Origin of the sequence: Cupriavidus sp. TMH.W2, from assembly GCF_050847365.1 — a bacterium.
Taxonomy (GTDB): Bacteria; Pseudomonadota; Gammaproteobacteria; order Burkholderiales; family Burkholderiaceae; genus Cupriavidus.
Window position 1 is genome coordinate 882,534 of the sequence record NZ_CP193792.1, and the last position, 14,288, is coordinate 896,821.

Below are 14,288 nucleotides of genomic sequence, written 5' to 3' on the forward strand. Positions count from 1 at the left end.
TTGCATTGGCGCGGAGGCAACGGTGGCAGCAGGCCGCGCTTTTGCTGCGGCGCCAGATTGCGCGCTTCTGTCATACTTGCGATGTTATGCGTCCTGCTTTCGACCCCGAATCCCTTCCTGTCATCGACACCGACCTGCGCAATGGCGCGCTGAGCGCACCGCGCCTGCACGTGGACTTTATCCGGCACCGCTTCGAAGCGCCGCCGGCCTGGGCGCCAGAGCTGACCGATGAATCGCGCGTCTACGACCGCAGCCGCGGGCTGCGCGACGCCGCCGTGCTGGTGCCGCTGGTGGAGCGGCATGACGGCCTGACGGTGCTGCTGACGCAGCGCAATGCCAACCTGAGCGCGCATGCCGGGCAGATCAGCTTCCCGGGCGGGCGGCAGGAGTCCTGGGATGCCAACCGCATCGACACGGCGCTGCGCGAGACGGAAGAAGAGGTGGGGCTGGCGCGCGACTATGTCGAAGTGCTGGGGGCGCTGCCGGACTACATCACCGGCACCGGCTTCCATGTGAGCCCGGTGGTGGGGCTGGTGCGCGACGGTTTCACGCTGCGCCCGGACGCCTCGGAAGTCGCCGATGTCTTTGAAGTGCCGCTGGCCTTCCTGATGGACCCGTCCCACCATGAGCGGCGCCTGTTCCGCTGGGTCGACGGCGAACGGGTGTTCTACGCCATGCCGTATCCGCGTGCGAACGGCGGCCAGCGCTTTATCTGGGGCGCCACCGCGGGCATGCTGCGCAATCTCTATCACCTGCTGGCGGCCTGAGCCGCCACGGTCGTCCTCAGGCGGCGGCCTGGTCCTTGCTGCCGATGCAGTGGGGGCAGCTCTTGCCGATCACGTAGTGCGGGCTTTGCTGCTCTTCGGGCGTGACCACGGCGCGGCAGGCAAAGCACTGCCTGGGGCCGGCGGGTTCCAGGTTGGGATTCAGCGCGGTGCGGTAATCGAAGACAAAGCAGTCGCCGCGATAGTGGCTGCCGCCGACCTCTTCGAAATACTTCAGGATGCCGCCCTCGAGCTGGTATACGCGCTCGATGCCGACTTCCTGCATATGGATCGCCGCCTTTTCGCAGCGGATGCCGCCGGTGCAGAACGACACCACGGTCTTGCCTTCCAGTTCGGCCTTGTGGGCCGCGACCGCATCGGGAAATTCGCTGAACTTGGCGATGTCGTACTCGACCGCGTCCTCGAACGTGCCGACCGCCACCTCGAAATCATTGCGCGTATCGAGCATCACCACCGGGCGGCCTTCGTCGTCGTGCCCCTGGTCCAGCCAGCGCTTCAGGTCGGCCGGCCGCACTGATGGCGCGCGGCCTTCCTCGGGGCGGATCAGCGGCATCTTCATGGTGATGATTTCCTTCTTGGCACGCACCAGCATGCGCTTGAAGGGCTGGTGCTCCGACAGGCTTTCCTTGGGCGCGATATCGGCAAAGCGCGCATCGGCATGCAGCCACGCCATGAAGCCGTCGATGGCCGCGCGCGGCCCGGCCAGGAACATGTTGATGCCTTCCGGCGCGAGCAGGATCGTGCCCTTCAGGCCGGCCGCTTCGCAGCGCTCGCGCATGGCCGGGCGCAGGGTCTCGATGTCGTCCAGCGAGACGAATTTGTAAGCGGAAATATTGACGATCTGCATGGGAGACTGCGCCTGCGCGCCCGCGTCCGGAAGGGCGCCGACGGCTTGCGATAACTGCCTGATTGGAAAGGCGAAATTATAGCGCGCACGGACGGCTCATGCGGCGCATTCCCAAGCACCCCGATCCGCTTTGCGCCGCGGCTCGCACGCAATATCGGGGGCATGCCCGCGGGCTGAGCCGGTACAATGTCGCCCATGTCCGCACCCCGCTTCGTACACCTCCGCCTGCATTCCGAATACTCCATCGTGGACGGCATCGTCCGCCTCGATGATGCCGTCAAGGCCGCTGCCGCCGATGGCATGGGCGCGCTCGCCCTGACGGACCTCGCCAACGCCTTCGGGCTGATCCGTTACTACAAGGAGGCGCGCGGCAAGGGCGTGAAGCCGGTGGTCGGTGCCGACATCTGGCTCACCAACGCCGAGGACCGCGACAAGCCCGCGCGCCTGCTGCTGCTGGTGCAGGACCGCCGCGGCTACCTGAACCTGTGCATGCTGCTGTCGCGCGCGTGGCTGGGCAACCAGCACCGCGGCCGCGCCGAGATCGATCCGGCCTGGTTCCTGGAGCCGGGCGAGGACGACCTGCCGCTGGCGACCGGCCTGATCGCGCTGTCGGGCGCGATGGGCGGCGAGATCGGCATGGCGCTGGCCAACGGCAACGCCGAAGGCGCGCGCCGCGCCGCGCAGCACTGGGCGGCGGTATTCCCGCAGCGCTTCTACATCGAACTGCAGCGCGCCGGCATCGCCGGCACCGACGCCTACGTGCAGCAGGCCGTGCAGCTGGCGGCGGAATTGCAGCTGCCGGTGGTGGCCACGCACCCGGTGCAGTTCATGACGCCGGACGACTACACCGCGCACGAAGCCCGCGTGTGCATCGCCGAGGGCGAGCTGCTGGCCAATCCGCGCCGCACCCGGCGCTTTACCACCGACCAGTACTTCAAGACCCAGGACGAGATGTGCGGGCTGTTCGCGGACATCCCCTCGGCGCTGGAGAACGCGGTCGAGATCGCGCGCCGTTGCAACCTGACGCTGGAACTGGGCAAGCCGCGCCTGCCGCTGTTCCCGACCCCGGACGGCATGTCGCTGGATGACTACCTCGTCTACATGGCCAAGGACGGCCTGGAAAAGCGCATGGCGGTGCTGTTCCCCGACGAGGCGGTGCGCGAGGCCAAGCGCCCGGAATACTACGCACGGCTGGAGTTCGAGACCGGCACCATCATCAAGATGGGCTTCCCCGGCTACTTCCTGATCGTGGCGGACTTTATCAACTGGGCCAAGAACAACGGCGTGCCGGTGGGCCCGGGCCGGGGTTCGGGCGCCGGTTCGCTGGTGGCCTATGCGCTGGGCATTACCGACCTCGATCCGCTCAAGTATGCGTTGCTGTTCGAGCGTTTCCTGAACCCGGAACGGGTCTCGATGCCTGACTTCGATATCGACTTCTGCCAGCACGGCCGCGATCGCGTGATCACGTACGTGAAGGAGAAGTACGGCAAGGACGCGGTATCGCAGATCGCCACCTTCGGCACCATGGCGGCCAAGGCCGCGGTGCGCGACGTGGGCCGCGTGCTCGACCTGGGCTATGGCTTTGTCGACGGCATCGCCAAGCTGATCCCGTTCAAGCCGGGCAAGCTGGTCACCATCGAAGAGGCCAAGAAGGAAGAGCCGCTGCTGACCGAGCGCGAAAACAACGAGGAAGAAGTGCGCCAGCTGCTGGAGCTGGCGCAGCGCGTGGAAGGCATGACGCGTAACGTCGGCATGCACGCCGGCGGCGTGCTGATCGCTCCCGGCAGGCTGACCGACTTCTGCCCGCTGTACACGCAGGGTGCGCAGAACGACGGCATGAGCGGCGTGGTCAGCCAGTACGACAAGGACGACGTCGAGGCCGCCGGCCTGGTCAAGTTCGACTTTCTGGGCCTGACCACGCTGACCATCCTGGACTGGGCCGAGCGCTATATCCGCCGCCTGGACCCGAGCAAGGCCGACTGGAACTGCAGCCATATCCCGCTCGACGACGGCCCCGCCTTCGACATCCTGAAGACGGCCAACACGGTCGCCGTGTTCCAGCTGGAAAGCCGCGGCATGCAGGGCATGCTCAAGGACGCCAAGCCTGACCGCTTCGAGGACATCATCGCGCTGGTGGCGCTGTACCGCCCGGGCCCGATGGACCTGATCCCCAGCTTCTGCGCGCGCAAGCACGGCCGCGAGAAGGTGGAGTATCCCGATCCGCGCGTCGAGCCTGTCCTGAAAGAGACCTACGGCATCATGGTCTACCAGGAGCAGGTGATGCAGATGGCGCAGATCATCGGCGGCTACTCGCTTGGCGGCGCCGACCTGCTGCGCCGCGCCATGGGCAAGAAGAAGCCCGAGGAAATGGCGCAGCACCGCGTCATGTTCCGCGAAGGCGCCGACAAGAACGGCCTTTCCGCGCAGCAGGCCGACGACATCTTCGACCTGATGGAGAAGTTCGCGGGCTACGGCTTCAACAAGTCGCACGCGGCCGCCTACGCGCTGCTGGCGTACTACACCGCCTGGCTCAAGGCCCATCACCCGGCCGAATTCATGGCAGCCAACATGTCGCTGGCCATGGACGACACCGACAAGGTCAAGATCCTCTACGAGGACTGCAAGCTCAACAAGATCGCGGTGCTGCCGCCGGATGTGAACGCCAGCGAATACCGCTTTGCGCCGACCGACCCCAAGACCATTCGCTATGGCCTGGGCGGCATCAAGGGCAGCGGCCAGGGCGCCATCGAAGACATCCTGCGCGCACGCGAGGAGCGCCCGTTCACCGACCTGTTCGATTTCTGCGAGCGCGTCGACCGCCGCCAGGTCAACCGCCGCACCATGGAGGCCCTGATCCGCGCCGGCGCCTTCGACAGCCTGAACGACAACCGCGCCCAACTGCTGGCATCGGTGCCGATCGCCATGGAGGCCGCCGAGCAGAAGGCCGAATCCGCCAACCAGGTGTCGCTGTTCGACCTGATGGGCGATGCCGGCGAAGCCCACCGCCCCGAGCTGCTTGACGAGCCGCGCTGGAGCCCCAAGCGCACGCTGCAGGAAGAGAAGCAGGCGCTTGGCTACTACTTCTCCGGCCACCTGTTCGACGCCTACCGCGACGAGGTCCGCCGCTTCAACAAGGGCACGCTGGCCGCGCTGGAAAAGGAAGTGCAGGGCAACGGCGGCGGTTTCGGCCGCGATGTGCGCGGCAAGACCATCGCCGGCGTGATCAGCGGCATCCGCACGCAGATGACCCAGCGCGGCAAGATGCTGATCGTGACCCTGGACGACGGCACCGGGCTGGTCGAGATGACCGTGTTCAACGAGCTTTTCGACGCCAACCGGCAGATGTTCCGCGAGGACGAGCTGCTGATTGCCACGGGCAATGCGCGCCACGATACGTTCACGGGCGGGGTCAGGTTCACCGCCGAGTCGGTGATGGACCTGGTGGCCGCCCGGGTCAGGTTTGCCAGCGCGGTGCGGCTGTCGATGAATGGCAATTCGTCGACCGGGATGCTGCGCGAGTTGCTGATGCCGCACCTGGCCCGGGCCAGCGGTGTGCAAGGGCTGCCGGTGCGGATCCGCTACGAGGCCAGGGCGGCCTGCTGCGAGGCCATGCTGGGCCAGGACTGGCAGGTGGTGCCGTCCGACGATGCGCTGACCGCGCTGCGGCAGGCGCTGTCGCCGGACAGCGTCAGTACGGTCTACGACTGAACCACGCCGGCGGCTGCCTCGGGCGGCCTTCGTGGCAGTCAGGCCCAATCCACTATAATCGCGTGTTCGCGCCAGGACCCGCTTTCGGGGCATGGCCCGATATTGTGAACTTCTGGTAATGATGACGGCCGGGCGCGCTTGCAGGGCGCCCCGGGCACCGGGCCCGGCACCGTCATGCATGCCACCCTCCGGTTCCGGGTCCTCGGACCTCTCCTCCAGGTAGCCAGGCAGATGCGGCCAGGCTAGCGCCGGGCCGGGAAGCCGCCCCCAGACATAAGACACTCAGTGACCACATCCAAACCGCCCATTTCGCCGGGTTCCGCCATACCGTCCAGCATGGCCAGCCGGCTCTGGTCTTACCTGCGCCCCGAACTGCGCATCTTCATCGGCGCGATCCTTGCCATGGCGGTCGTCGCGGCCAGCGAAGGGGTGATTCCCAAGGTCGTCAACGACATACTCGACAAGGGCTTTGGCAGCAACTACGCCGGCACGCTGTGGCATGTGCCCGCCATTCTGACCGGCGTGGCGCTGATCCGTGGCGTGGCGCAGTTCGTTTCGGGGTACTTGCTGAACCTGATGTCGAACCGCGTCCTGCTGAAAATGCGGCTCCAGATGTTCGAGCGCCTGCTGCAGGCGCCGGCATCGTTCTACCACCGCAACACCGCGGCGTCGCTGATCAACGCGGTGATCTTCGAGGTCAACCAGGTGCTGCAGATCCTCACCAGCGTCTTTATCACGCTGGTGCGCGATTCGCTGACGGTGGTCGCGTTGCTGGTCTACCTGTTCTATACGAACTGGCGCCTGACCCTGATCGTTGCGGTGATCCTGCCGGTGATCGGCTACCTGATGTCGAAGATCAACCGCCGGCTGCGCAAGCTCAACCGTGAGCACCAGACCTTTACCAACAACGCCGCCTATGTGGTGGAAGAGGCCGTGGGCGGCTACAAGGTGGTCAAGCTGCACGGCGGCGAGACCTATGAGCTGGGCCGCTTCCGCACCATGGCGGAACGGCTGAAGAGCTACTCGATGCGCATGGCGGTCGCCGGCGGGCTGAACCAGCCGGTCACGGCCTTCCTTGCCGCGCTGGCGCTGTCGGTGATCATCACCATCGCGATGGTGCAGGCGCAGGCCAACCAGACCACGGTGGGCGGGTTCACCGGCTTCGTCATGGCGATGCTGCTGCTGATCTCGCCGCTCAAGCACCTGACCGACATCAACCAGCCGCTCACGCGCGGGATCACCGCGGCCGAGATGATCTTCCGGCTGATCGACGAGCCGGTCGAGCCGCAGGGCGGCGGCAAGGCGCTGAGCCGGGCCCGCGGTGAACTGGCCTTCGAGCGTGTCGGCTTCCGCTATGGCGACACAGCGCGCGCCGCGTTGGAGGGAATAGACCTGCGCGTCAGCCCGGGCGAGGTGGTGGCGCTGGTGGGCCCGTCGGGTAGCGGCAAGACCACCCTGGTCAACCTGGTGCCGCGCTTTTTCGACCCGACGCAGGGACGTATACTGCTCGACGGCACGCCGCTGGCCGACCTGTCGCTGAAGGACCTGCGCAACCAGATTGCCTTTGTCAGCCAGGACGTGGTGCTGTTCAACGACACTGTGGCGGCCAACGTGGCCTACGGGGCGCATTCCGAGCGCGAGATTGACATGGCCCGCGTCGAGCGTGCGCTGGCGGCGGCCTATCTGACGGAGACGGTGAAGGGCCTGCCCGAGGGCGTCCAGACCAATATCGGCGACAACGGCATGAAACTGTCCGGCGGCCAGCGCCAGCGGCTGGCGATTGCCCGCGCGCTGTACAAGGACGCGCCGATCCTGATCCTGGACGAGGCGACTTCGGCACTGGACTCGGAATCGGAGCGCCAGGTGCAGGCGGCGCTGGAAGGGTTGATGCAGGGCAGGACCACGCTGGTGATCGCGCACCGTCTCTCGACCATCGAGAACGCCGGCCGCATCGCCGTGCTGGATCACGGCCGCCTGGCCGAACTGGGCACGCATGCGGAACTGCTGGCCGCCAACGGCCTTTATGCGGGCCTGCACAGGATCCAGTTCGCCCTCCACGAGTAAGACAAGGCGGGGCAACGTTTCGGCGATGGGCCGGCGTGATACGCCGGCCCATTTGCATTCCGCCGGCGTGAGCCGTGCTGCGGCGCATAGGAGGCATCGCCCGGCTCGAACCTGCGGCGATCCGGTAAGATCGGAACGGTCAGAACGATAAGAAGACCAGGGCCCGACCCGCAATCCAACCGGAGACCATCATGTCAGACACGGCATTGCCCATCAGCCGCTACCCCATCCCCGCGCTGGCCGACCTCCCCGACGATATCCGCGCCCGCATCCTGGAAGTCCAGGAAAAAGCCGGCTTCGTCCCCAACGTGTTCCTGGCGCTGGCGCACCGCCCCGATGAATTCCGCGCGTTCTTCGCCTATCACGATGCGCTGATGCTCAAGGATGGCGGCCTGACCAAGGGTGAGCGCGAAATGATCGTGGTGGCCACTTCCGGCACCAACCAGTGCCTGTACTGCGTGGTGGCGCATGGGGCGATCCTGCGCATCTACGAGAAGAAGCCGCTGGTGGCGGACCAGGTCGCGGTGAACTACCTGAAGGCGGATATCCCGCCGCGCCAGCGCGCGATGCTCGACTTTGCGATGAAGGTCTGCAAGGCGTCGCATGAAGTGGGCGACGCCGATTTTGCTGCGCTGCGCGCGCACGGGTTCTCCGAGGAGGATGCCTGGGACATTGCCGCGATCACGGCGTTCTTCGGCCTGTCGAACCGGATGGCCAATACCATCAGCATGCGCCCGAACGACGAGTTCTACCTGATGGGCCGGGTGCCTAAGGCAAAGTAACGCTGCAGAGGCTTAGCGCACCTCGGCGCAGGCTCCGCTCTTGGGATCGAACAGCACCGGCCACGCCTGCTCGTAGATGCCCGGCGTGCAGTGCTTCTCGCAGCGGGCATGGGCCAGCGTCACGCGGCGCGGGTCCTGCCACACCAGCAGCTTGCACTGGCTGCCGTCGATGGCCTGCAGTTCGATGTGCGGGGTCTCGCGGACCTGGCGGAACTCGGCCAGGTTGAATTCGCAACTGCCGCGCCGCGATACCCACAGCTTCCATTTCAGTGCGCGCACCTCGTTGGCCCTGACGTCCATCAGCGCGTCCTCGCGAAAGCCGTCTTCCTCGGTGCGCTTGCAGGCGGCGGCAATGTTGATGGTCTTGTTCGCGATTGGGGTGGCGCGCTCCTTGGGCGCGGCGGCGACCGCTTCGCCCTGCGCCTCGGGCGGCGGCCCGGCGCGTCTGGCGATCGGCAATGGCGCGCACGCCACCAACAACAGCAGGGCCAGCAGACAGGCCGCTTGATTCGTGGCGTTCATGCCGGACTCCTTGCACGCCGACCGGTTGCGCCGCGCCTTGCACAGGGCAGGGGCGGCAAGCAGGGCGCGGCATCCGGGCGGATGCCGCTGATTACATACGCTTATTTATAGTGGATGGCAACCGGGAGGGGGCTAGGGCCAATACCGAGTCCGTAAGGCATCGGAATTGCGCCGACAGTGCATCATGGTTACGTTCGCAGACAGCTGCACAACTGCGCGGACCGGCGGCGCCGGCATCTTCACATCAGGATGATGTCGTACTGCTCCTGGTGGAAAGTCGATTCCACCTGCAGCGAAATCGGCTTGCCGATGAAGTCGCCAAGCATCGCCAGATGCTGGCTTTCTTCTTCCAGGAACAGGTCGATCACTTCCTGCGAGGCCAGGATGCGGAACTCGCGCGGGTTGAACTGGCGCGATTCGCGCATGATCTCGCGCAGGATGTCGTAGCACACCGTGCGCGGCGTCTTGACCTGGCCCTTGCCCTGGCAGACCGGGCATTGTTCGCACAGCACGTGCGCCAGCGACTCGCGCGTGCGCTTGCGCGTCATCTCGACCAGGCCGAGCTGCGAGAAGCTGTTGACGGTGATGCGGGTGCGGTCGCGCGAGAGCGCGCGCTTGAGCTCTGACAGCACCGCGTCGCGGTGCTCGGCGTTCTCCATATCGATGAAATCGATGATGATGATGCCGCCGAGGTTGCGCAGCCGCAGTTGCCGCGCGATGGTGTGCGCCGCCTCCAGGTTGGTCTTGAAGATGGTGTCGTCGAAGTTGCGCGCGCCCACGTAGCCGCCGGTGTTGACGTCGATGGTCGTCATCGCCTCGGTCTGGTCGATCATCAGGTAGCCGCCAGACTTCAGGTCCACCCGGCGCGACAGCGCCTTCTCGATCTCGGCGTCGATATTGAACAGGTCGAAGATCGGGCGCTCACCGGTGTAGTGCGACAGCCGCGGCAGCACCGCCGGGGTGTACTCCTGGGCGAACTCCAGCAGCATCTGGTAGTTCTCGCGCGAGTCGATCTGGATCACGCCGGTGGCGTCGTTGATGAAGTCGCGCAGCACGCGCTGGGCCAGGTTCAGGTCCTGGTAGAGCAGGTTGGGCGCGGGCAGGGTGGTGGCGTTCTGGCGGATCGCGCCCCAGATCTTGCGCAGGTAGGCAATGTCGTTGCCGAGTTCCTCGTCGGTCGCTTCCTCGGCGATGGTGCGCACGATAAAGCCGCCGCGCTCATCGGCGGGCACCAGGCCCTGCACGCGGCTGCGCAGCGCCTCGCGGTCCACTTCGCCTTCGATGCGCTGCGAAATGCCGATATGCGGGTCCTGCGGCAGGTACACCAGGGTGCGCCCGGCGATGCTCACCTGCGTGGACAGCCGCGCGCCCTTGGTGCCGATCGGGTCCTTGATCACCTGCACCATCAGCGCCTGGCCTTCGAACAGGGTCTTCTCGATGGCCTGCTGCGGGGTGGAATTGTTGCGGTCGGCGTCGCGCGGATGCCAGATGTCGGCCACGTGGAGGAAGGCGGCGCGCTCCAGGCCGATGTCGATAAAGGCCGATTGCATGCCAGGCAGCACGCGCACCACCTTGCCCAGGTAGATATTGCCGACCAGCCCGCGCGTCAGCGTGCGTTCGACATGCAGTTCCTGGACGGCGGCCTGCTGCACGATGGCGACGCGGGTCTCTTGGGGCGTGATGTTGACGAGTATGTCTTCAGTCATAGCGGGTGAAACGCGTCGCCGGTAGCCCGGCTGGATAAGGTTGACCGGCGGGGTGGCCCGGCGCAGGTCCGGGCGCGGAGGCCGAGGCTCAGAACTGCAGGCGGGCCTGGCGAAGTAACGCCGCCGTCTCAAACAAGGGCAAGCCCATGATACCTGAATAGCTGCCCGCGATCCGTTCCACGAACTCGGCCGCGCGGCCCTGGATGCCGTAGGCGCCGGCCTTGCCAAGCGGCTCGCCGCTGGCGACATAGCGCTCGATCTCGGCGGGCTGCATGGGGCGGAAGGTGACTTCCGAAATCGACAGCGCATGCCGCATGCCTGTGGTCGACACGATAGTCACGGCGGTCAGGACGCGGTGGGTGCTGCCCGAGAGCGCGCCCAGCATGGCCGCGGCATCGGCGCCGTCGGCGGGTTTGCCCAGGATGCGGCCACCGAGGCAGACCGTGGTGTCCGAGGTCAGCACCGGCGCATCGGGCAGCGCGCGGCGTTCGCGGCGGCGCAGCGCGGCTTCGGCCTTCAGCGCGCACACGCGCTGGACGTAGTCGTCGGGGGTTTCGCCGGGCTGGACCGCCTCGAGCGCTTCGGCATCCTCGTCGTCATCGGCCAGCAGCAGTTCGTAGCGCACGCCGAGCTGGGTCAGCAGCTCGCGGCGGCGCGGGCTCTGGGAGGCGAGGTAAAGATAGTCGTGCAGGGTGTCGGGCATCGCGGCGGAGGGGCCTTCCGGCGACAGCCGGGATCAGGCCCGATGATAGGGGTGGTTCTGCGTGACGGACCAGGCGCGGTACAGCTGCTCGGCCAGCAGCACGCGCACCATGCCGTGCGGCAGGGTCAGGCTGGACAGCCGGATCAGCGTGCTGGCGCGGGCTTTCAGGGCCGGTTCGAGCCCGTCGGCGCCGCCGATCAGGAAGGCCACGTCGCCGCCCTCGCGCTGCCAGTCGGTCAGCTGCGCGGCCAGTTGCACGGTGGTGAAGTCGCGGCCGCGCTCATCCAGCGCCACGATGCGGCACTGCTTCGACAGCGAGCCCAGCACCGCCTCGATGCGCGCGGCTTCACGCTGCATCACGGTGGCGGCGTTGTTGCTGGACGAGCGGGTTTCGGGCTTGACCTCGCGCAGTTCGATGCGCAGCTCGGGCGGCATGCGCTTGGCGTACTCGCTGAAGCCGGTTTCGATCCAGCCGGGCATCTTGTGGCCGACGGCCACGATCACCAGTTGCATTGGAGGCTGTCATGCTGCACGGCCGCCCGGGGGGGCGGCCGCGCACCGGGGATCAGGCCGAGCGGGTGGTGCGCTTGCTCGGGGCCTTTTTGGCTGCGGCGGTCTTGCTCGGCGCCTTCTTGGCCGCGGTTTTGGTTGCAGTCTTGGTCGCGGTCTTGCGCGCGGTGGTGCCGGCGGCGGTCTTGCGCGGCGCGGCGGCGCGGGTGCCGGCGGTCTTGGTGGCTGCCGTCTTGGTCGCGGTCTTGCGGGCCGGCTTGCGGATGGTGGCGATGGCGTCCGCGTCGGTGTCCTCATGGCCCATCGGCGGCGACGGCTCCTTCATGCCTTCGGGCAGGCGGGCCAGCGCGGGGCGCAGGTTGCTGGCGCGGCGCACGGTGCGCACCGGGGCTTCGTCTTCATCATCGTCCATCGGCTCGCTGGCCTTGGCCAGGCCGCGGGCACCGGTGGCCAGCTTCATGCGCACCGGCTTGTCGCCCCAGATTTCTTCCAGGTTGTAGTACAGGCGCAACTGCGGCTGCAGGATGTGGACCACGGCATCGCCGCAATCGACCAGCACCCATTCGCCGGTTTCCAGGCCCTCGACCGCCACGATATGGCCGCCGGCTTCCTTCACCGTATCCCGCACCGACGCTGCCAGCGCCTTGGTCTGGCGGTTGGATGTCCCGCTGGCGATCACCACCCGGTCGAACAGCTCGGTCAGGTGGCTGGTGTCGTACACCTTGATGTCCTGCGCTTTGACATCCTCGAGGCCGTCGACGATGGCGCGTTGCAGTTTACGAATATCCATGGTGTCTTCTTGTTCAGCTGAGATCGGTTGGGGGTGGGCGCCGGGATGGGTCAGCCCCGGTCATGCCCTGGCCGGGGCGTTGCGGTACAGCCCGTGGCTGGCGATGTAGTGTGCCACGCCGGGCGGCAGTTGGTCATCTGCCGGCTGGCCGGCTGCCAGCCGCTGGCGCAGATGGGTGGAAGACAGGTCGACGGCGAGCGTCTGGTCGATCCACATCCGGCCGGAGGGCGTGCATTGTATCAGGTGCGTGTCGGCCTGGCGCTCGGCCAGTGCTGCCAGCACCGGACCTTCCAGCGTCGCCAGTGCAAAGCGCGGCCGTGTGGCAGTGCACAAGTGCACATGCCCGAACAGTTCCTGCCAGCCGTGCCAGGTGTGCAGGCGCAGCAGCTGGTCGGCCCCCATCAGCCAGCACAGCGAGGCCTCGGGGCCGTATTCGGCGCGCAGCTGGCGCACGGTGTCGATGGTGTAGCTGGGGCCGGCGCGGTCCACTTCCATGCGGCTCACGCGGACCCTGGCGCCGCTGTCGCCGAGCGCCGCGGCGGCCAGTTCGGTCATGGCCAGGCGGTCGAGGGCGGGCGTCACGTCGTCGCCTTTCTGCCACGACTGGCCGGTGGGGATCCACACCAGCTCGTCCAGCCCGAGGTGTTCGATGCATAGCCGGGCCAGTGCCAGGTGGCCGATGTGGGGTGGATCGAAAGTGCCGCCGAGGATACCCAGACGATAGGGGCGAACGGCTTGAGCCTGGGGCGGTTCGCCGCCGTTGGCGGCGGGCTTGCGGTGTTGCGCGGGATTGGCCATAGGTCAGCCGTCAGGCCCAGTCGCGCGCCGGCAGGAAATCGGTGTACAGCGCCGCTTCGGGGCTGCCCGCTTCCGGTTGCCAGTCATAGCGCCAGGTCACCTGCGGCGGCATCGACATCAGGATGGATTCGGCGCGTCCGCCCGACTGCAGGCCGAACAGCGTGCCGCGGTCGAACACGAGGTTGAATTCGACATAGCGCCCGCGCCGGTAGGCCTGGAAGGCCCGCTCGCGTTCGCCGTAGGGGGTGTCCTTGCGCGCCTGCAGGATCGGCAGGTAGGCCTCCAGGAAGGCGTCGCCGACCGCTTGCAGCATGGCAAGGCTGCGCTCGAAGCCCAGTGCCGAGAAATCGTCGAAGAAGATCCCGCCCACGCCGCGCGCTTCGTTGCGGTGGCGCAGGAAGAAATACTCGTCGCACCACTGCTTGAAGCGCGGGTACAGGTCGTCGCCATAGGGCGCCAGCGCTTGCTTGCAGGTGCGGTGGAAGTGCGTGCAGTCGCCGGTGTCGCCGTAGTAAGGCGTCAGGTCCATGCCGCCGCCGAACCACCAGACCGGTTCCGCCCCCGGCTTCACCGCCAGGAAGCAGCGCACGTTCATGTGGACCGTGGGCACGTAGGGATTGCGCGGGTGGAACACCAGCGACACGCCCATGGCCTCGAAGCTGCGCCCGGCCAGTTCCGGCCGGTTGGCCGTGGCCGACGGCGGCAGGGTGTCGCCGCTGACGTGCGAGAAGCCCACGCCGGCGCGCTCCATCACCGCGCCGCCTTCCAGGATGCGGGTGCGGCCGCTGCCGCGCAGGCGTTCGGTGGGCGGTTTTTCCCAGGCGTCGGTCAGGAACGGCTGGCCGTCGATGGCACCGATGGCATCGGTGATGCGGTCTTGCAGACCGAGCAGATAGGCACGGACTGCCTGGGAATCGATCATGGTTGGCGGAAAGCGGATGGACCGGGCTGGGGGCGGCCCGGCAACCTTGCCGGCTGCCGGGTGCGTCACAGCGTTGTCACGATTGTACCGGCTGGGGCCGCGGGCGGGTCGCGCAGGTCCAAAGCAGGCCGGCAAGGCGGGTCGGCCATGC

The 14,288-nt window shown here is 67.0% G+C and carries 12 protein-coding genes; 4 read left to right on the forward strand and 8 right to left on the reverse strand.

The annotated features are described in order from the left end of the window. Positions 1–86 precede the first annotated feature (86 nt). The gene (locus ACREYQ_RS04110) at positions 87–767 is read left to right on the forward strand and encodes a CoA pyrophosphatase (RefSeq protein WP_432259516.1); all 681 of its coding nucleotides are present in this window, start codon (positions 87–89) and stop codon (positions 765–767) included. 16 nt (positions 768–783) lie between these two features. Here ACREYQ_RS04110 and ACREYQ_RS04115 read toward each other — a convergent pair whose 3' ends face one another. Further along, positions 784–1,632 (reverse strand): sulfurtransferase, encoded by an 849-nt coding sequence (locus ACREYQ_RS04115; protein ID WP_432259517.1) that lies wholly within the window; start codon positions 1,630–1,632, stop codon positions 784–786. Between the two features lie 195 nt (positions 1,633–1,827). Between ACREYQ_RS04115 and dnaE the strand changes: the two genes are divergently transcribed. The 3 genes from dnaE (at position 1,828) to ACREYQ_RS04130 (ending at position 8,186) form a co-directional block, all read left to right on the forward strand. After that, on the forward strand, positions 1,828–5,340 hold the full coding sequence (gene dnaE, locus ACREYQ_RS04120; protein ID WP_432259518.1) for a DNA polymerase III subunit alpha: 3,513 nt from the start codon (positions 1,828–1,830) through the stop codon (positions 5,338–5,340). A 336-nt stretch (positions 5,341–5,676) separates the two neighbouring features. After that, the gene (gene msbA, locus ACREYQ_RS04125; RefSeq protein WP_432260356.1) at positions 5,677–7,404 is read left to right on the forward strand and encodes a lipid A export permease/ATP-binding protein MsbA; all 1,728 of its coding nucleotides are present in this window, start codon (positions 5,677–5,679) and stop codon (positions 7,402–7,404) included. A 191-nt stretch (positions 7,405–7,595) separates the two neighbouring features. Further along, positions 7,596–8,186, forward strand: a complete 591-nt coding sequence (locus ACREYQ_RS04130) for a peroxidase-related enzyme (protein WP_432259519.1) — start codon at positions 7,596–7,598, stop codon at positions 8,184–8,186. A 12-nt stretch (positions 8,187–8,198) separates the two neighbouring features. On the opposite strand, the gene ACREYQ_RS04135 is transcribed toward ACREYQ_RS04130, so the two are convergent. From ACREYQ_RS04135 to hemF, 7 genes are all read right to left on the reverse strand, one after another. After that, positions 8,199–8,708 carry a hypothetical protein gene (locus ACREYQ_RS04135; RefSeq protein WP_432259520.1) on the reverse strand — a complete coding sequence of 170 codons (510 nt, stop codon included), beginning with the start codon at positions 8,706–8,708 and terminating at the stop codon, positions 8,199–8,201. A gap of 239 nt (positions 8,709–8,947) precedes the next feature. Continuing rightward, a complete protein-coding gene (gene rng / locus ACREYQ_RS04140) occupies positions 8,948–10,414 on the reverse strand; it encodes a ribonuclease G (protein ID WP_432259521.1) in 1,467 nt (488 codons plus the stop codon). 88 nt (positions 10,415–10,502) lie between these two features. Continuing rightward, complete coding sequence (locus ACREYQ_RS04145) at positions 10,503–11,117, reverse strand: Maf family protein (RefSeq protein ID WP_018312396.1); 615 nt, start codon at positions 11,115–11,117, stop codon at positions 10,503–10,505. 33 nt (positions 11,118–11,150) lie between these two features. Next, the gene (gene rlmH / locus ACREYQ_RS04150) at positions 11,151–11,630 is read right to left on the reverse strand and encodes a 23S rRNA (pseudouridine(1915)-N(3))-methyltransferase RlmH (RefSeq protein WP_432259522.1); all 480 of its coding nucleotides are present in this window, start codon (positions 11,628–11,630) and stop codon (positions 11,151–11,153) included. 52 nt (positions 11,631–11,682) lie between these two features. Then, on the reverse strand, positions 11,683–12,417 hold the full coding sequence (rsfS, locus tag ACREYQ_RS04155) for a ribosome silencing factor (protein WP_432259523.1): 735 nt from the start codon (positions 12,415–12,417) through the stop codon (positions 11,683–11,685). 60 nt (positions 12,418–12,477) lie between these two features. Then, positions 12,478–13,215 carry a nicotinate-nucleotide adenylyltransferase gene (locus ACREYQ_RS04160; protein ID WP_432259524.1) on the reverse strand — a complete coding sequence of 246 codons (738 nt, stop codon included), beginning with the start codon at positions 13,213–13,215 and terminating at the stop codon, positions 12,478–12,480. A 10-nt stretch (positions 13,216–13,225) separates the two neighbouring features. Next, on the reverse strand, positions 13,226–14,137 hold the full coding sequence (gene hemF, locus ACREYQ_RS04165; RefSeq protein WP_432259525.1) for an oxygen-dependent coproporphyrinogen oxidase: 912 nt from the start codon (positions 14,135–14,137) through the stop codon (positions 13,226–13,228). Positions 14,138–14,288 lie beyond the last annotated feature (151 nt).